Origin of the sequence: Nocardioides sp. zg-1228 (assembly GCF_017086465.1) — a bacterium.
In the GTDB taxonomy this organism is placed as follows: Bacteria; Actinomycetota; Actinomycetes; order Propionibacteriales; family Nocardioidaceae; genus Nocardioides.
On record NZ_CP070961.1, the window covers coordinates 2,256,869 to 2,274,138 of the forward strand.

Annotated in this window: 16 protein-coding genes; 10 read left to right on the top strand and 6 right to left on the bottom strand. The window is 72.0% G+C overall.

Annotated elements, in window-relative coordinates:
• Window positions 1-85: 85 nt before the first annotated feature.
• Together JX575_RS10835 and JX575_RS10840 are read right to left on the bottom strand one after the other, a co-directional pair.
• Window positions 86-910, bottom strand: coding sequence for an ABC transporter permease (locus JX575_RS10835; protein ID WP_186342584.1), 825 nt, complete (start codon window positions 908-910; stop codon window positions 86-88).
• The gene (locus JX575_RS10840) at window positions 907-1,920 is read right to left on the bottom strand and encodes an ATP-binding cassette domain-containing protein (protein ID WP_186342585.1); all 1,014 of its coding nucleotides are present in this window, start codon (window positions 1,918-1,920) and stop codon (window positions 907-909) included. Before JX575_RS10840 ends, JX575_RS10835 begins: the two co-directional genes overlap by 4 nt.
• A 64-nt stretch (window positions 1,921-1,984) precedes the next feature.
• On the opposite strand from JX575_RS10840, the gene JX575_RS10845 reads away from it, so the two are divergent.
• Genes JX575_RS10845 through JX575_RS10855 form a run of 3 tightly spaced genes read left to right on the top strand, consistent with a single transcriptional unit; the run spans window position 1,985 to window position 4,700 of the window.
• Window positions 1,985-2,923, top strand: a complete 939-nt coding sequence (locus tag JX575_RS10845; protein WP_241005106.1) for an ABC transporter ATP-binding protein — start codon at window positions 1,985-1,987, stop codon at window positions 2,921-2,923.
• Window positions 2,920-3,765, top strand: a complete 846-nt coding sequence (locus tag JX575_RS10850) for an ABC transporter permease (RefSeq protein WP_313960529.1) — start codon at window positions 2,920-2,922, stop codon at window positions 3,763-3,765. Before JX575_RS10845 ends, JX575_RS10850 begins: the two co-directional genes overlap by 4 nt.
• Window positions 3,765-4,700, top strand: coding sequence for a COX15/CtaA family protein (locus tag JX575_RS10855; protein WP_241005107.1), 936 nt, complete (start codon window positions 3,765-3,767; stop codon window positions 4,698-4,700). The genes JX575_RS10850 and JX575_RS10855 overlap by 1 nt, the downstream gene beginning before the upstream one ends.
• A 16-nt stretch (window positions 4,701-4,716) precedes the next feature.
• Here JX575_RS10855 and JX575_RS10860 read toward each other — a convergent pair whose 3' ends face one another.
• The 3 genes from JX575_RS10860 to JX575_RS10870 all read right to left on the bottom strand — a co-directional run bounded on the left by JX575_RS10860 (window position 4,717) and on the right by JX575_RS10870 (window position 7,323).
• The gene (locus tag JX575_RS10860) at window positions 4,717-5,172 is read right to left on the bottom strand and encodes a class F sortase (RefSeq protein ID WP_186342587.1); all 456 of its coding nucleotides are present in this window, start codon (window positions 5,170-5,172) and stop codon (window positions 4,717-4,719) included.
• A 23-nt stretch (window positions 5,173-5,195) separates the two neighbouring features.
• On the bottom strand, window positions 5,196-6,095 hold the full coding sequence (locus tag JX575_RS10865) for a hypothetical protein (RefSeq protein WP_186342588.1): 900 nt from the start codon (window positions 6,093-6,095) through the stop codon (window positions 5,196-5,198).
• A gap of 262 nt (window positions 6,096-6,357) precedes the next feature.
• Window positions 6,358-7,323: a heme o synthase gene (locus tag JX575_RS10870; protein WP_186342589.1), complete on the bottom strand. Its 966-nt coding sequence runs from the start codon at window positions 7,321-7,323 to the stop codon at window positions 6,358-6,360.
• Between the two features lie 225 nt (window positions 7,324-7,548).
• Here JX575_RS10870 and tkt point away from each other — a divergent pair, with 225 nt between their 5' ends.
• The 7 genes from tkt to JX575_RS10905 all read left to right on the top strand — a co-directional run bounded on the left by tkt (window position 7,549) and on the right by JX575_RS10905 (window position 16,790).
• The gene (gene tkt, locus JX575_RS10875; RefSeq protein WP_222129822.1) at window positions 7,549-9,663 is read left to right on the top strand and encodes a transketolase; all 2,115 of its coding nucleotides are present in this window, start codon (window positions 7,549-7,551) and stop codon (window positions 9,661-9,663) included.
• Between the two features lie 35 nt (window positions 9,664-9,698).
• Window positions 9,699-10,814 carry a transaldolase gene (tal, locus tag JX575_RS10880; protein ID WP_186342591.1) on the top strand — a complete coding sequence of 372 codons (1,116 nt, stop codon included), beginning with the start codon at window positions 9,699-9,701 and terminating at the stop codon, window positions 10,812-10,814.
• Entirely contained in the window at window positions 10,811-12,499 is a 1,689-nt protein-coding gene (pgi, locus tag JX575_RS10885; protein ID WP_186342592.1) for a glucose-6-phosphate isomerase, read from the top strand. The genes tal and pgi overlap by 4 nt, the downstream gene beginning before the upstream one ends.
• Window positions 12,496-14,019 carry a glucose-6-phosphate dehydrogenase gene (gene zwf / locus JX575_RS10890; RefSeq protein WP_186342593.1) on the top strand — a complete coding sequence of 508 codons (1,524 nt, stop codon included), beginning with the start codon at window positions 12,496-12,498 and terminating at the stop codon, window positions 14,017-14,019. Before pgi ends, zwf begins: the two co-directional genes overlap by 4 nt.
• Before the next feature lie 55 nt (window positions 14,020-14,074).
• Window positions 14,075-14,986, top strand: coding sequence for a glucose-6-phosphate dehydrogenase assembly protein OpcA (locus tag JX575_RS10895; protein WP_186342594.1), 912 nt, complete (start codon window positions 14,075-14,077; stop codon window positions 14,984-14,986).
• Window positions 14,983-15,708: a 6-phosphogluconolactonase gene (gene pgl / locus JX575_RS10900; RefSeq protein ID WP_186342595.1), complete on the top strand. Its 726-nt coding sequence runs from the start codon at window positions 14,983-14,985 to the stop codon at window positions 15,706-15,708. The genes JX575_RS10895 and pgl overlap by 4 nt, the downstream gene beginning before the upstream one ends.
• A 128-nt stretch (window positions 15,709-15,836) precedes the next feature.
• On the top strand, window positions 15,837-16,790 hold the full coding sequence (locus JX575_RS10905) for a type IV toxin-antitoxin system AbiEi family antitoxin domain-containing protein (protein WP_186342596.1): 954 nt from the start codon (window positions 15,837-15,839) through the stop codon (window positions 16,788-16,790).
• A gap of 84 nt (window positions 16,791-16,874) precedes the next feature.
• On the opposite strand, the gene JX575_RS10910 is transcribed toward JX575_RS10905, so the two are convergent.
• A complete protein-coding gene (locus JX575_RS10910; RefSeq protein ID WP_186342597.1) occupies window positions 16,875-17,234 on the bottom strand; it encodes an RNA polymerase-binding protein RbpA in 360 nt (119 codons plus the stop codon).
• Between the last annotated feature and the right edge of the window lie 36 nt (window positions 17,235-17,270).

Genomic DNA, 17,270 nt, shown 5'->3' on the forward strand with positions numbered 1-17,270 from the left:
GTCGTTATTGCTTCCCGTGGTTCAAGCAAGGGTCACCTAAGTGACCCCGGCCACCACGCAGCGGCCGGTCGCAGCGGCCGGTCGCTCAGTCGGCGGTGCGGGCCCGGAAGGTGCGGATCGCCAGGGGCGCCACGACCGCGGTGATCAGCACGATCCAGCCGATCGTGAAGGGGATCGGGTGGTGCATGGGGAACGCCGCCCCCGCGGCCAGGGGCTGGTCGTTGCCCCAGAGCTCGCGCACGGCCTGGGTGAGCGAGGAGATCGGGTTCCACTCGGCGATGACCCGCAGGAAGGTGGGCATCCGGTCGGTGGGAGCGAAGGTGTTGGCCAGGAACGTGATCGGGAACATCGTCGCGAACATGACGCCGTTGACCGCCTCGACGGACCTCATCGCCGAGCCGACCCAGATGCCGACCCAGATCATCGCGAAGCCCCACCCGAGCAGCAGGAGGTAGCCCAGGGCCGCCTCCAGCACGTTGGTGTGGATGCGCCAGCCGATCACCAGCCCGGTCAGCGACATCACGACCAGACCGATCGAGGCGTGCACCAGGCTCGACATGCTCCGGCCCACCAGGACCGCCGCGGGGTTGATCGGGAGTGAGCGCATCCGGTCGACGATGCCCTTGTCGAGGTCGGCGGTGAGGCCGACGGCGACGATGAACGAGGCGAACGCGACGGTCTGGGCCATGATCCCGGCCAGCAGGAACGCCCGGTAGCCGGCGGGGGTCGCCACGTCGATCGAGGAGCCGAAGACGTAGGCGAACAGCAGCACGAACATGACCGGCTGGATGGTGACGTCCATCAGCATCTCGGGCATGCGCCGGATGTGGAGGAAGTTGCGGCGGGCGATGGCCCACGACTGCGTCAGCAGCCCGGTGGCGCGGATCTCGGGTCGTTCGAGCGTGGTCATCGGGCTCTCCCTCCTGTGGTCTCCCCCGCGCCCTGACCGGCGTGGTCGTCGCTCTCGTCATCGGTCGGCTGCTCGGCGCGGTGCCCCGTGAGGTGGAGGAACACGTCGTCGAGGCTCGGCCTCTTCAACCCGATGTCGTCGAGCACGATGTCGCTCTCGTCGAAGATCGCGGCCACGCGGGTCATGTGACCCAGACCCTCGGCGGGCGCGGTGAGCTGGCGCGCGCCGACGTCGACGTGCACCTCGCGCACGTGGGGGCCGAGCAGCGCCCGGGCCGCCTCGAGCTCGCCGGCGTGGGAGACCGTCACGACGAGGGCGGCGGCGCCGGACTGGTCCTTGAGCTGGAGCGGGGTGCCCTCCGCGATCACCGTCCCGCGGTCGATGACCACGATGTTGTCGGCGAGCTGGTCGGCCTCCTCGAGGTATTGAGTCGTCAGCAGCAGCGTCGTGCCGTCGCCGACGAGCTCGCGGAGCACCTCCCACAGCTCCACGCGCGAGCGCGGGTCGAGGCCGGTGGTCGGCTCGTCGAGGAAGAGCACGGGAGGCGTCGCGATGAGGCTGACCGCGAGGTCGAGGCGTCGTCGCATGCCCCCGGAGTAGGTCTTGGCCGTGCGGTTGCCGGCGTCGGCGAGCGAGAAGCGCTCCAGCAGCTCGTCGCTGGCGCGCCGGATGTAGACCGGGTCGAGGCCGTAGAGGCTCCCGATGAGGCGGAGGTTCTCCCGGCCGGTGAGGAGCTCGTCGACGGTCGCGGCCTGCCCCGTCAGGCCCATGCTGCGCCGCACCGCCGCCGCGTCGGCCAGGATGTCGTGACCGGCCACCCGCCCGGTGCCCGCGGTGGGGCGGGTCAGGGTGGTCATCATCCGCACCGTGGTCGTCTTGCCGGCGCCGTTGGGGCCGAGGAGTCCGAGCACCGAGCCCTCGGGGACGACGAAGGAGACCCCGTCGACCGCGACGGTGTCGCCGAAGTGCTTGACGAGGCCCTCGGCCTCGATCGCGTACGCGCGTGCCATGGACCTCACGCTAGTCGCGGGGACCGACAACCGCTCCTGATTAACCCGCACCTAGAATCGGGACGTGCCACCCGCCTCCCCCGCCGTCGAGATCGACGGCCTGGTGATGGCCTACGGCGACAAGGTGGCCGTCGACGGGCTGTCGCTCGAGGTGGCCCGCGGCTCGGTCACCGCCGTGCTGGGCCCCAACGGGGCAGGCAAGACGACCACGCTCGAGACGTGCGAGGGCTACCGCGCTCCGCAGCGCGGCACCGTGCGCGTGCTCGGCCTGGACCCCCAGCGCGACCGCGCGGCGCTCCACCCCCGGATCGGGGTGATGCTGCAGAGCGGCGGTGCGTGGAGCGGCGTACGCGCGGTGGAGATGCTCGAGCACATGGCCTCGCTGCACGCCCGCCCGCTCCCCACGGGGATGCTCGTGGGGCGGCTCGGCCTCGCCGACTGCGGGCGGACGCCCTACCGTCGGCTCTCGGGCGGCCAGAAGCAGCGGCTCGGGCTCGCCATCGCGCTGGTCGGGCGCCCCGAGCTCGTGTTCGTCGACGAGCCGACCGCCGGCATGGACCCGCAGGCGCGGCGCACGACGTGGGAGCTGCTCGAGGAGGTCCGCGCCGACGGGGTGACCGTCGTGCTGACGACCCACCACATGGACGAGGCCGAGCACCTCGCCGACCGCATCCACATCATCGACCGCGGCACCGTGATCGCGAGCGGCACACCGGCAGAGCTCACCCGCGGTGGGCGCTCAGCGACCATCCGGCTGGTGGTCAACCGGCCCTTCCCCGAGGGCGCGCCCGAGTCGCTCCGCGCCGAGCTCGGCCCGGACACCGAGGTCCGCCAGCTCGACGAGGTGAGCATGCTCGTCCACGGTCCCGCCGACGGCTCCACGCTCGGTCGGGTGTCGCGGTGGTGCGAGCACCACGAGGTGCTGCCCCAGACGCTGACCCTCGGCCAGCGCACCCTGGAGGACGTGTTCCTCGAGCTCACCGGACGGGAGCTGGCGCCGTGAGCACGACACCGACTCCGGACACCGGGCTCACCGCCGTCGGCACCGCCGGTGCCGCTCGCTCCACCGGCATGTTCGCGCCCGACCCGGGTGCGGCGTCGCTGGCGGCGATGGTGCTGACCCAGGCCCGGATGGAGGCGCGGCTGATGCTGCGCAACGGCGAGCAGCTGCTCCTCGCCATCGTGATCCCGGTGATCGTGCTCGTGGGCGGCGTCGTGGCAGCCGCGCGCCTCGACCGCACGGTCGACGGCCGCGCGGCGATCGACGTCCTGGCCCCGGGCGTCCTGGCGCTCGCCGTCATGTCGACCGCGTTCACCTCGGTCGCCATCGCCACCGGCTTCGAGCGGCGCTACGGCGTCATCAAGCTGCTCGGCTCGTCGCCGCTGCCGCGCCACGGCCTGCTGCTGGGCAAGGTGGTGGCGCTGCTCAGCGTCGTCGCGCTCCAGCTCGTGGTGCTGGTCGCCGTCGCCCTCGTCATGGGGTGGGAGCCGTCGCTCGACCACCCGGCCCGCACGCTGCTCGGCGTGGCGCTCGCCGTGGCGCTCGGCACGGCGGCCTTCGCCTCGCTCGGGCTCCTCGTCGCCGGCGCGCTCCGGGCCGAGGCCACTCTCGCGCTGGCCAACCTCGTCTACCTGCTCCTCATGGCGGGCGGCGGCATCGTCCTGCCCGCCAGCACCTACGGCGCCGCCGGCGCGTTCGTCGAGTGGCTGCCCTCGGGCGCGCTCGGCGAGGCGATGCGCGCGGCACTGGTGCACGCGAGCATCGACGCTCGATCCCTGCTCGTGCTGGCGGCGTGGACGCTGCTCGGCACGCTGCTCACGGCACGGACCTTCAGGTGGGAATGATGGGACACACCCTGCTCGACCGTCTCGCACGGTTCCTCTGGCCCCTCGCGGTGGCCAACCTGCTCGCCAACATCGGCATCGTCGTCACCGGCGCCGCCGTGCGGCTGACCGGCTCCGGACTGGGCTGCCCGACGTGGCCGCGCTGCACCGACGAGTCATACGTCGCGCACGGCGAGCTCGGCATGCACGGTGCCATCGAGTTCGGCAACCGGCTGCTCACCTTCGTGCTCGCGGCGGTGGCGGTGCTGTGCTTCCTCGCGGCCGTCGGCGCCCGGCACCGACGGGCGACGCGGCTGTCGTTCGTCGTGGGCCTCGGGATCCCCCTGCAGGCCGTGCTCGGCGGCATCACCGTGCTCACCGACCTCAACCCGTGGATCGTGGCCGGCCACTTCCTGGTGTCGATGGCGATCATCATGGTCTGCGTCGCGCTGCTCGACGAGCTGCGCAGCCCTTCGCGGGGGCTGGCTCCGGCCCTGCCGCGCACGCTCGCCTGGGCCAACCTCGCCGTCGGCTGGGTGGTGCTCTACCTCGGCACGGTCGTGACCGGAGCGGGCCCGCACGCCGGCGACACCGACTCCCCGCGCAACGGCCTCGACCCGGCCGTCGTCTCACAGGTCCACGCGATCGCGGTCTACGTCCTCGTCGCGCTCACCGTCGCGCTGCTCGTGGTCGCGCTGCGTGGTGGGCACCGGTGGCTGGCGCAGGTCACGGCGCTCGTGCTGCTGATCGAGGTGCTCCAGGGCGTCCTCGGGTGGGTGCAGTACTGGCTGGAGCTCCCGATCGGCCTGGTCGCGCTGCACATGCTCGGCGCCGGCCTGCTCGCGGCGGGGCTGGCCCGCATCGCGCTGGCCGTGCTGCCCCACCAGGGCTCCGCGGAGGCGCGCGCGGACGGCGAGCCGCAGAGGCTCGCCGCCACGCGCATCGTCCCCTCCTAGGACGCGGGCCGACCGGTCACAGCTTGCGGGCGAAGATGACCGTCCGCTTGGCGTAGTCGTCGGCCTTGCAGCCGACGAGCACGATGCGGGCCGGCCCGGCCACCGAGTAGAGCGAGCCCATCCGCCTCCTGGCCGACCAGAACTCACGCTTGGTGACCTCGAACCGGCAGCCGGCGACGGTGATCCTGTCGCCGCGCCGCAGCGTCGCCCAGTGGTCGGCCACCCCGTTGCCGGCGCGCCACGCGTGGCCGGCGTAGACGGTGCTGCCGGTGGGGTCGCACGGCGGGTCGCCCTTGGCCCAGGTGTAGACGGCGCCGCGGAGCCGGTCGCCGACGGCGAGCGTGTCGTTGCGCGCCGGCACCTTGACCACCACGGCGTCGGTGCCGGTGCGCGCGATCGTGAGCCGGTCAGGGGCGGCGTGAGCCACGCCCTGACCGGCCGCCACGGTCACGCCGAGCGTGAGCGCAGCCACGAGCCCTGCAGCCCGGACCCGTGTCATCGGTGTCCGGTGTTGGGCGCGACCTCCGGTGCGCTGGCGCACGGGCGGGTGCGGAAGGTCATCTTCCACACCTGCTTGCCCTGCAGGCGGAACGTCGCGTCGGCCGCGTGCGCACGGACCGTCACGCGGGGCGACGTGGCCTTGAGCCAGGCACCCTGACGCAGGACCTTGCCCTTCGAGGTGTAGACGACGCCGGTGCGCTTGTGGACCTTGAAGACGTCGCCGCGGGTGCCGCACTTGTCGATCATGCGGGCGCGGGCCGACACGACGCGCGCCTCGGCCGGCAGCACCTCGGGCGGGGTGACGACCGGCGGGGTGACGACCGGGGTCGGGCACGGCTGGTTGCTGTCGACCGGCGCCGGGAAGGTGACGGTGGTCGCGCCGCCCGGGAACTGGGTGCCCGCGGTGGTCGTGACCGTGACGCTGCCGTCGGGGTTGGTGACCGCGCTCCAGGGGCCCGGGGGCACCTGGCCGTAGTGCGCGTTGCCCGGGCCGCAGTCGTCGACGACCGGGATCGTCGGCGGCTCCACGGTCGTGACGTTGCAGCCGTCCTCGAACTTCTCGACCGGGATGCTGCCGGAGCTGGTGTTGGTGGAGCCGTTGTCCCACCGCGCCGACAGCGTCAGCGTCTGGGTGGAGGTCGGCTTGGTGGTGACCGTCTCGGTGAAGGTGCGCGTCTGCCTGCTGGTCAGCGGCGTGCCGACCGGGACGACGGCGGAACGGTTGCTCGCGGTGATGGTCTCGGTGCGCGCCTCGCTGTTGACGACGCGCCAGGTGACGGCCCAGCCGCCTCCGGTCTTGCAGGCCACCGTTCCGCTGATCGTGTTGTGGTGGGCGCTGGCCGCGCCGGCGATGCCGACGACGGCGAAGCCCACTCCCAGGACGAGGGTGAGCACCCTCGAGACCCCCCGGTGAAGCGTGCGAGGACGAACCCCCGTGCCGGTCGCGCCCCCCGCGGTCCGGTCACGTCGTACTCGTGGTGAAGACATGCAGAACTACCCCCTGCTCCCACGGGGATGGCCCACTGCCATCCCCTCACGATGCATTCAACGTGGGTTCGAGCAGAAAGACCCGAAACGTCTCCTCAAGAAAACGGCCAAATCTTCCGCATTCGCCTGACAAGACCTTCAAAGTTGCGCTAAACGTACGAATTTTGCGTTATCGGCCGAGCAGGGGGTCGAGCGCGACGGCGACGAAGAGCAGCGAGAGGTAGAGGTTGGACGCGTGGAAGAGCCGCATCGGGTTGATGTCGGCCAGCGCCTCCGAGCCCCTGGCCCGCTTCCACATCCGGTGCGCCTCGAGGAGGAACACCGCACCCAGGACGGCCGCGGCGACCGGGTAGACGAGGCTGGTGTCGGCGACGGGCCAGAGCAGGAGCGAGGTCGCGACCATCACCCAGCTGTAGATCACGACCTGGCGGCCGACCTCGGCGGCCGGCTTGACGACCGGCAGCATCGGCACGTCGACGTTGCGGTAGTCCTCGCGGTAGCGCAGGGCGAGCGCCCAGGTGTGCGGGGGCGTCCAGAAGAACACGACCAGGAACAGCACGACCGGCGTCCACGCCAGCTCGCCGGTCACCGCGGTCCAGCCGATCAGCGCCGGGAAGCAGCCCGCCAGCCCGCCCCAGACGATGTTCTGGGTGGTGCGGCGCTTGAGCAGCATCGTGTAGACGAAGACGTAGAACGCGTTGGCGAGCACCGCCAGCACGGCCGAGAGCCCGTTGACCCACAGCGCCAGCACGACCGTCGACAGCACCGCCAGCACGGTCGCGAAGACGAGCGCCGAGACCGGCGAGACGATGTGGCGCGGCAGCGCGCGCCGGCGCGTACGCCGCATCTGCTCGTCGATGTCGCGGTCGTAGATGCAGTTGTAGGCCGACGCCGAGCCGGCCGAGAGCGCTCCGCCGACGACCGTGGCGGCCACCAGGCCGAGCGGCGGGATCCCGCGCTCGGCGAAGAACATCACCGGGACGGTCGTGAGCAGGAGCAGCTCGATGACGCGCGGCTTGGTGAGCCCGACGTAGGCCCCGACGACGTCGCGCCAGGTCTTCGGTCCCTCGGGATCGGCGCCCCCGCCGGTCGACGGCCGGGCGGACGCGGCTGCGTGCGGGCCGGCGTGGGACACAGTGCAGAACCTCGGGAGGACGGGAGCGGATGGAACGCGGACGGCGAGGGAACCGGGGGGTGAGCTTCCAGCTGGTTCCCGGCGTGCGGGACGACCCTCGAGCAAGGTCGAGTCTACTCGGCCGCGAGGATAGGGTCGCAGTCGAGGCCACCCCTGCCGGGCTGTGATCTCGACTGCACCTGGTTGCACCCATTGAGAGGAACTGCGTTGACCGAGAAGTCCGCCCTGCCCGCCACCCTCGAGTGGGACGACATCGACCGCCGCGCCGTCGACACGGCGCGGGTGCTGGCGATGGACGCGGTCCAGAAGGTCGGCAACGGCCACCCCGGCACGGCCATGAGCCTGGCCCCGGCCGCCTACCTGCTCTTCCAGAAGGTGATGCGGCACAACCCGGCCGACCCGAACTGGACCGGTCGGGACCGGTTCGTGCTGTCGTGCGGGCACAGCTCGATCACGCTCTACACCCAGCTGTTCCTCGGCGGGTGGGGCCTGGAGATCGAGGACCTGCGCACGCTGCGCACCTGGGGCAGCAAGACCCCCGGGCACCCCGAGTACGGCCACACCGCCGGCGTGGAGACGACCACCGGCCCGCTCGGCCAGGGCGTCGCCAACGCGGTCGGCATGGCCATGGCGGCCCGCCGCGAGCGGGGCCTGCTCGACCCCGACACCCCCGAGGCCGACTCCCCGTTCACCCACCACGTCTACGCGCTGTGCTCCGACGGCGACCTGCAGGAGGGCGTGAGCGCCGAGGCCTCCTCGATCGCCGGCACCCAGCAGCTCGGCAACCTCACGGTGATCTACGACGCCAACCGGATCTCGATCGAGGGAGACACCGACGTCGCGTTCACCGAGGACGTCGGCGCACGCTACGAGGCCTACGGCTGGCACGTGCAGCACGTCGACTGGACCAACGACGGCACGGACTACGTCGAGGACGTCCCCGAGCTCTACGCCGCGGTCCGCGCGGCCGACGCGGTCACCGACCGGCCCAGCCTCATCGTGCTGCGCACGCTCATCGCGTGGCCCGCCCCCCACGCACAGGGCACGGGCAAGTCCCACGGCTCCGCCCTCGGCGCGGAGGAGGTCGCGGCCACCAAGGAGGTCCTCGGCTTCGACCCCGACAAGCACTTCGAGGTGCCCACCGACGTGATCGAGCGCACGCGCTCGCTGGTGGCGCGCGGCAAGGAGCAGCAGGCCGCGTGGCAGGAGCGCTTCGACGCGTGGCGCTCCGCCGCGTCCGACGACGTCCTCCAGACGTTCGAGCGGATGCAGACCCGCGCGCTGCCCGCCGGGCTCGCCGACGTGCTGCCGAGCTTCGACGCCGACCCCAAGGGCGTGGCCACCCGCAAGGCCTCGGGCGCGGTCATCAACGCGGTCGCGGCCGTCATGCCGGAGCTGTGGGGCGGCTCGGCCGACCTCGCCGAGTCCAACAACACCACCATCGAGGACGCCCCGTCGTTCATCCCCGAGAGCCGGTCCACCGACCAGTGGACGGGCGACCCGCTCGCCGGCCGGGTGCTGCACTTCGGCATCCGCGAGCACGGCATGGGCGGCATCCTCAACGGCATCGCGCTGCACGGCGGCACCCGCGTCTTCGGGGGCACGTTCCTCACCTTCAGCGACTACATGCGCGGCTCGGTCCGTCTGGCGGCGCTGATGGGCCTGCCGGTCACCTACGTCTGGACCCACGACTCCATCGGCCTCGGCGAGGACGGCCCGACGCACCAGCCGATCGAGCACCTCGCCGCGTTGCGCGCGATCCCCGGCCTCGACGTCGTACGCCCTGCCGACGCCAACGAGACCGCCGCCGCGTGGCACGCCGTGCTCCAGCACACCGACCGGCCCGCCGGCATCGCGCTGACCCGCCAGAACGTACCCGTCTTCCCGCGAGGCGAGGACGGCTTCAGCGACACCTCCAACGTCCACCGCGGCGGCTACGTCCTGATCGACGCCCCCACCATCGACGACCGCGCCGGCGAGCCCGACGTGATCTTGATGGGCACCGGCTCCGAGGTGCAGGTGGCGGTCGCGGCCCGCGAGCTCCTCGCCGCCGACGGCATCCGCGCCCGGGTCGTCTCGCTTCCCTGCCTGGAGTGGTTCGAGGAGCAGGAGGAGGCCTACCGCGAGACCGTCCTGCCGCCCACCGTCAAGGCCCGCGTGTCGGTCGAGGCCGGCGTCAAGCAGGGCTGGCGCGACTATGTCGGCGACCACGGCCGCATCGTCTCCATCGACCACTACGGCGCCTCGGCCGACTACGCGCGGATCTACGAGGAGTTCGACATCACCGGCGAGGCCGTGGCCAACGCGGCCCGCGACAGCCTGCGCACCCTGACCGACTGACCGCGTCCCGCACGACGACCCACAGGAGGCACCACATGAACGACCGTCTCAAGGCCCTGGCTGACGCCGGGGTGTCCATCTGGCTCGACGACCTCTCGCGCGAGCGCCTGGAGACCGGCAACCTGGCCGACCTGGTGAAGAACAGCAACGTCGTCGGCGTGACGTCCAACCCCGCCATCTTCCAGACCGCGCTCGCCGACGGCGAGCGCTACGACGCCCAGGTCCGCGAGCTGGCCGCCGAGGGCGCCGACGTCGACCGCGCCACGCTCGTCATCACCACCGACGACGTGCGCGAGGCCTGCAAGGTGATGCGCCCCGTCTTCGACGCCACCGACGGCGTCGACGGCCGCGTCTCGATCGAGGTCTCCCCCGGGCTGGCGCACGCCACCGACGAGACGGTCGCGGAGGCGGCGACGCTCCACGAGACCGTCGGCGAGCCCAACGTGATGATCAAGATCCCCGGCACCAAGGAGGGCTGGCCGGCGATCACCCAGACCATCGCCGCCGGCATCTCGGTCAACGTGACGCTGATCTTCGGCCTCGAGCAGTACCGCAACGTGATGGAGGCCTACGTCACCGGGCTCGAGCAGGCCGCCGCCAACGGCCACGAGCTCGCCGACATCCACTCGGTCGCGTCCTTCTTCGTCTCGCGCGTCGACTCCGAGGTCGACAAGCGGCTCGAGGCGACGACCCAGGGGCCCGGCACCGACCCGGCCCTGCGCGGCAAGGCGGGAGTCGCCAACGCGCGGCTGGCGTTCCAGATGTACGAGGAGTTCTTCCGTGGCGAGCGCTGGGAGGCCCTCGAGGCCAAGGGCGCGCGCAGGCAACGCCCGCTGTGGGCCTCGACCGGCGTGAAGAACCCCGACTACGACGACACGATGTACGTCGTCGACCTGGTCGTGGAGAACACCGTCAACACGATGCCGGAGAAGACCCTCGACGCCGTCGCCGACCACGGCGAGGTGCGCGGCGACCGGGTGCGACCGTTCTACGACGACGCGCACGCCCACATGCAGGCACTGGCCGAGGCCGGGATCGACTACGACGACGTGATCAAGGCCCTGATCAAGGAGGGCGTCGACAAGTTCGTCGTCGCCTGGGACGAGCTGCAGTCGACCCTCTCGAAGTCACTCGAGGCCGCTCGGGCATGAGCGCCGGCGCCGTCGACCCCACGACCACCGAGGCGTGGGCGCGGCTCGCAGCGCTCGCGGAGTCCTACGAGCCCGACCTGCGACGCGACCTGACGGCGGCGTGGGTCGAGCGGCAGACGCTCACTGCTGCCGACCTGCACGTCGACCTGTCGAAGAACCTCGTCGACGCCGACGTGGAGGCCGCGCTGCTGGCGCTGGCCGACCAGGTCGGGGTCGCCGCGCGACGCGACGCGATGTTCGCCGGCGAGCACATCAACGTCACCGAGGACCGCGCGGTCCTGCACACCGCGCTCCGGCTGCCGGCCGACGCGTCGCTGACCGTCGACGGCCAGGACGTCGTCGCCGAGGTCCACGAGGTGCTCGCCCGGGTCTACGACTTCGCCGACCGGGTCCGGTCCGGCGCGTGGACCGGTGTGACCGGGCGGCGCATCGAGACGGTCGTCAACATCGGCATCGGCGGCTCCGACCTGGGCCCGGTGATGGCCTACGAGGCGCTCGAGCCCTACCGCCAGGACGGGGTGTCCTGCCGCTTCATCAGCAACATCGACCCGACCGACGCCGGCCAGGCGCTGGCCGGGCTCGACCCCGAGACCACGCTCTTCATCGTCTCGAGCAAGACCTTCGGCACCCTCGAGACGCTCACCAACGCCCGGCTCTGCAAGGCGTGGCTGCTCGACCGGCTCCCCGACGGCAGCGACCCGCAGGACGCGGTCGCCCGGCACTTCGTGGCCGTCTCGACCGCCCTCGACAAGGTCGCCGACTTCGGCATCGACCCCGACAACGCGTTCGGCTTCTGGGACTGGGTCGGCGGGCGCTACTCGATGGACTCCGCCATCGGCCTCTCGCTGGTCGTGGCCATCGGTCCCGAGCACTTCGCCGAGATGCTGGCGGGCTTCCACGCGATGGACGAGCACTTCCGCGCCTCCCCGCCGGAGGACAACGTCCCGCTCCGGATGGGGCTGCTCAACGTCTGGTACGCCAACTTCCTCGGCGCCCACACCCACGCCGTGCTCCCCTACGCGCAGCTGCTGCACCGCTTTCCCGCCTACCTCCAGCAGCTCACGATGGAGTCCAACGGCAAGGGCGTGCGCTGGGACGGCTCGGCGGTCGACTACGAGACCGGCGAGGTGTTCTGGGGCGAGCCGGGCACCAACGGCCAGCACGCGTTCTACCAGCTCATCCACCAGGGCACCCGGCTCGTGCCGGCCGACTTCATCGCCTTCGCGCGGCCGGCGTACGACCTCGTCGACGAGGTCGACGGCGAGCGGGTGGACGTCCACGAGCTGCTGCTGGCCAACTTCCTGGCCCAGACCAGGGCCCTCGCTCTCGGCCGGACGGCCGACGAGGTGCGCGCCGAGGGCGTCGCGGAGGAGCTGGTGGCGGCGCGGACGTTCCCCGGCAACCGGCCCACCACCTCGATCATGGCGCCGGCGCTGACCCCCTCCGTGCTGGGCCAGCTGGTCGCGCTCTACGAGCACATCACGTTCGTCCAGGGCGCCGTGTGGGGCATCGACAGCTTCGACCAGTGGGGCGTCGAGCTCGGCAAGCAGCTCGCCCAGGAGGTGCGCCCCGCGGTCGCCGGCGACGCGTCGGCCGCGGCCGGGCAGGACCCCTCCACCCAGGCGCTGATCCGCTTCTACCGGGAGCACCGCTCCTCCGAACCACGACTGGGGGACCCCGCATGACCTACGTCAACCCGCTGCGCGATCCGCAGGACCGACGGCTGCCGCGCATCGCCGGCCCGTGCGGCATGGTCCTGTTCGGCGTGACCGGCGACCTGTCGCGCAAGAAGATCATGCCGGCGATCTACGACCTCGCCAACCGCGGCCTGCTGCCGCCGGGGTTCAGCCTGGTGGGCTTCGCCCGGCGCGAGTGGGCCGACCAGGACTTCGCCCAGATCGTCCACGACGCGGTCAAGGAGAACGCGCGCACACCGTTCCGCGAGGAGGTGTGGAACCAGCTGTCCGAGGGGTTCCGCTTCGTCCCCGGCGACTTCGACGACGACGACGCCTTCGACCACCTGCGCCGCACGGTGGAGGAGCTCGACCAGCTCCGCGGCACCGGCGGCAACATGGCGTTCTACCTCGCCATCCCGCCGGCGTTCTTCGGCAATGTGGTCGGCCAGCTCAAGGAGCACGGCCTCGCCGACCCCGCACCCGACCAGTGGCGCCGGGTCGTGGTGGAGAAGCCGTTCGGCCACGACCTCGAGTCGGCGCGCGAGCTCAACGCGATCCTCGACGGTGTCTTCCCGTCGGGATCGGTGTTCCGCATCGACCACTACCTCGGCAAGGAGACGGTCCAGAACATCCTGGCGATGCGCTTCGCCAACAACATGTTCGAGCCCATCTGGAACGCCAACTACGTCGACCACGTGCAGATCACGATGGCCGAGGACATCGGCATCGGCGGCCGGGCCGGCTACTACGACGGCATCGGCGCCGCACGCGACGTCATCCAGAACCACCTGCTCCAGCTGATGGCGCTCGTGGCGATGGAGGAGCCCATCGCGTTCGACGCGGAGAGCCTGCGCCTGGAGAAGCAGAAGGTGCTCGCGTCCGCGACCCTCCCTCCTCGCCTCGACACCACCACGGCCCGCGGCCAGTACACCGCCGGGTGGGCCGGGGGCGAGAAGGTCAAGGGCTTCCTCGACGAGGAGGGCATCCCCAAGACCTCCACCACCGAGACCTACGCGGCGATCACGGTCAACGTCGAGACCCGCCGCTGGGCCGGGGTGCCGTTCTACCTCCGCACCGGCAAGCGGCTCGGGCGGCGGGTGACGGAGGTCGCCATCGTCTTCAAGCGCGCCCCGCACCTGCCGTTCACCCAGACGGCGACCGAGGACCTCAGCCAGAACGCCCTCGTCATCCGCGTGCAGCCCGACGAGGGCATGACGATGCGCTTCGGGTCGAAGGTGCCGGGCACCGCCATGGAGATCCGCGACGTCAACATGGACTTCGCCTACGGCGGGTCCTTCACCGAGGCCAGCGCCGAGGCCTACGAGCGCCTCATCCTCGACGTGCTCCTCGGCGACCCGCCGCTGTTCCCCCGCCACGAGGAGGTCGAGCTGTCGTGGAAGATCCTCGACCCCGTCATCGCCGCGTGGGCCAGGAAGGGCACGCCGGAGCCCTACGACTCCGGCACCTGGGGTCCCGCGTCGGCCGACCAGATGCTCGCCCGCGACGGGCGCACCTGGCGGAGGCCGTGATGGCCCCGCGCCGCGACGCCGCACCTTCCGCTCACGCCTCCGACGGGACCCCGAGATGATCGAGCTCACCGACACCACCTCGGCGAAGATCGCGGCCGAGTTCGTCCGCTCGCGCACCCGCGCCGGCAGCCCCGCGATGGGGATGGTGATGACGCTCATCATCGTCGCGCCGGAGGAGGACGCAGGCGAGGCGATGGTCGCGGCCAAGCGCGCCTCCCGCGAGCACCCCTCCCGGGTGCTCGGGGTGATCCTGGGCGACGGGCGCGGCACCGGCCAGGTCGACGCACAGGTCGGCAGCGGTGACGGCTGGGGTGGCGAGATCGCCCTGATCCGGCTCAAGGGCGAGGTGGTCAAGCACGCCGACTCGGTCGTCCTGCCGCTGCTCCTGCCCGACTCCCCCGTCGCCATCTGGTGGCCGACCTCGGCGCCCGCCGACCCTGCCGCCGACCCGCTCGGCTCGCTGGCGCAACGCCGCATCACCGACTCCGCCGCGGTCCCGCGGGGCAAGGCGACCGCGATGCTGACCCAGTGCCAGACCTACGCCCCCGGCAACACCGACCTGAGCTGGACGCGGCTCACGCCGTGGCGCGCCCTGCTCGCCGCGGCGCTCGACCAGCACCCGCTCAAGGTGCGCAGCGCCAAGGTCACCGCCGAGCGGACCAGCCCGAGCGCCGACCTGCTGGTGGCCTGGCTCAGTGACCGCCTCAAGGTCGACGTCGCCCGTGGCACCTCCGACGGGCCCGGGATCACCGAGGTCAGCATGGACACCCGGGAGGGCCCGATCCGGATCTCGCGCGCCGACGGACGGCTGGCGACGTTCAGCTCGCCCAACCGCCCCGACCGGCCGATCGCGCTCAAGCGGCGCGAGGTGCCCGCGCTCCTCGCCGAGGAGCTGCGCCGCCTCGACGAGGACGACATCTACGCCGAGGTCGCCGCCCACCTGGTCACGCTGAGGAGCACGAAGTGAACGATCCCGAGGTCCGCCGCCACGACGACGCCGACGCGCTGGTCGGCGACGTCGCGTCCGCGCTGCTCGACCGGCTCGAGGCGGCCCAGGCGCGCGGCGAGGTGCCGCAGGTCGGCCTCACCGGCGGCAGCATCGCCGAGCAGCTCCACCGCGAGCTCGCCCGCCGGTCCGTGGACTCCTCGCTCGACTGGTCGCGGGTGGTGATCTGGTGGGGCGACGAGCGGTTCGTCGCATCCGACTCCCCCGACCGCAACGCCGTCCAGGCCCGCCAGACGCTGCTCGACCACGTGCCGGTCGACCCGGCCAACGTCCACGAGGTGCCGGCGAGCGACCAGGTGCCGACCGCCGAGGACGCCGCCGCGGCCTACAGCGAGGCGATGCGCGAGCACGGCGCCGGGTTCTTCGAGGTGCTGATGCTCGGCATCGGCCCCGACGGGCACTGCGCGTCGCTCTTCCCCGGCCACCCGGCGCTCGGGGCGCGCGACGCGATCGCCGTCGCCGTCCACGACTCCCCCAAGCCGCCCCCCGACCGCGTCACCCTCACCTTCGAGGCGATGGAGCGGTGTCGCGCGGTCTGGTTCATCGCCAGCGGCGACGGCAAGGCCGACGCCGTCGCCCGGGCGCTCGCCCCCGACGGGTCCGTCGCCGAGACCCCCGCGCGGGGCGTACGCGGCGACGAGACCGTCTGGTGGCTCGACGAGGCCGCCGCCTCCGCCCTCTGAGACCCCGACCTCTCGTCGAGTGGGCGCGTCCTGACCGCGCACGGGTGTCGAGTGGGCGCGTCCTGACCGTTGTCCACAGCGCCGGGACTGCTGGGACTGACATCGGCCCCGGCGGGAATCGTTCCGGCATGCGCGCATCCCGGTGGTTCACCCAGACCTGTCTCGATCACAGCTTCCCGCTTCCCGTGGATGCGCCGTTCGCCACGCGCGACGCCCTGGCGGCCGGCGTGACGGCGCGCGAGCTGACCCTGCTGTGCCGCGAAGGGCTCCTGCGCACCCCGATCAAGGGTGTGTACGTCGCCGCCCAGGTGCGTGACGACACGGCCCACCGACTCGCCTGCCTGCGGCTGGTTACTCCCCCGGACGCCATCGTCGTGGACCGCCACGCGGGCTGGGCACAGGGCGCCGACATGCTCCTGCACCCCAACGAGCACCTCGATGCCATGCCGATCGCGATGTTCCTTCCCCACGGCCGCGGGCGGCTGCGCAACAAGCTCGCCGAGAGTGGTGAGCGCACCTTCGACGACCGCGATCTCATCGAGGCGGGCGGCGTGCGGATGACGACGCCGTTGCGCACGGCGCTCGACCTCGGGCGTCAGAGGTGGCCCGAGCCGGCTCTCACCGCGCTGGACGCACTCCACCGGCTCGGCGCGTTCGGCGTCGGAGAGCTGTTGTCGGAAGTCGGCCGCTTCAGCCGGATGCGCTGGGTGACGACGCTGCGGCTGGTCGCTCCGCACACCGACGGCCGGGCGCAGTCCGGCGGCGAGACGGTCGTCCGGTGGCGCTGGCTCCAGCTGCCGGTCCCGCCGCCCGAACCCCAGGTCGAGGTCCGCGTCAACGGCCGGGTCGCGTTCGTCGACGTCGGCAACGAGGCGCTGCGCTTCGGCGTCGAGTTCCAGGGGGTCGAGTGGCACACCGGCGCACACGCGGACGACGACGAGGTGCGGTTCGGGTGGCTGCGCCAGGATGCCGACTGGCTGGTCGAGCCGGCGTGGTCAGCCGATGTCTACGGCCCCGACCGGCGGATCGACGACATCATCCTGGACGGCGTACGTCGAGCGCGCAGGCGTCGCGCCGCCTGAACAGGACGCGCCGACTCGACGTGTCCCGGGCGTCAGGACGCGCCGACTCGACGTGTCCCCGACGTCAGGACGCGCCCGCTCGGCTCAGAAGATGATCTCGCCGGCCTTGCGGCGGCTGCGGAGGAGGGCGACCGCCTCGTCGAGGATGTCGGCCGCCTCGGTCTCGCTGCGACGCTCCTTCACGTAGGCGAGGTGCGTCTTGTAGGGCTCGATCTTGGGTGCCGGGGGCGGGTTGTCGGAGTCGAGGCTGGCCGGGAGGCCGCACTTGGGGCAGTCCCAGGAATCCGGGGCCGCGGCCTCGATCGCGAACGTCACCACCGAGCGGTGGTCGTGGCTGCAGAAATAGGTGACCATCTGCCGCGGCGCGGCCTCGCCGCGCTCGGCCTCGCCCATCGGGCCGGCTCCGACTCGACTACCGCGAATCGCGTTACCAGCACCAGCCATGTCGACTCCTTCTCACAAACGCTCAGAGGGGGGGTA

What these genes read in the sequence shown, in the direction of transcription:
- JX575_RS10835 (WP_186342584.1), bottom strand. Translation starts at nt 910, where the DNA reads ATGACCACGCTCGAACGACCCGAGATCCGCGCCACCGGGCTGCTGACG.
- JX575_RS10840 (WP_186342585.1), bottom strand. Translation starts at nt 1,920, where the DNA reads ATGGCACGCGCGTACGCGATCGAGGCCGAGGGCCTCGTCAAGCACTTC.
- JX575_RS10855 (WP_241005107.1), top strand. Translation starts at nt 3,765, where the DNA reads ATGGGACACACCCTGCTCGACCGTCTCGCACGGTTCCTCTGGCCCCTC.
- tal (WP_186342591.1), top strand. Translation starts at nt 9,699, where the DNA reads ATGAACGACCGTCTCAAGGCCCTGGCTGACGCCGGGGTGTCCATCTGG.
- pgi (WP_186342592.1), top strand. Translation starts at nt 10,811, where the DNA reads ATGAGCGCCGGCGCCGTCGACCCCACGACCACCGAGGCGTGGGCGCGG.
- zwf (WP_186342593.1), top strand. Translation starts at nt 12,496, where the DNA reads ATGACCTACGTCAACCCGCTGCGCGATCCGCAGGACCGACGGCTGCCG.
- JX575_RS10895 (WP_186342594.1), top strand. Translation starts at nt 14,075, where the DNA reads ATGATCGAGCTCACCGACACCACCTCGGCGAAGATCGCGGCCGAGTTC.
- JX575_RS10905 (WP_186342596.1), top strand. Translation starts at nt 15,837, where the DNA reads ATGCGCGCATCCCGGTGGTTCACCCAGACCTGTCTCGATCACAGCTTC.
- JX575_RS10910 (WP_186342597.1), bottom strand. Translation starts at nt 17,234, where the DNA reads ATGGCTGGTGCTGGTAACGCGATTCGCGGTAGTCGAGTCGGAGCCGGC.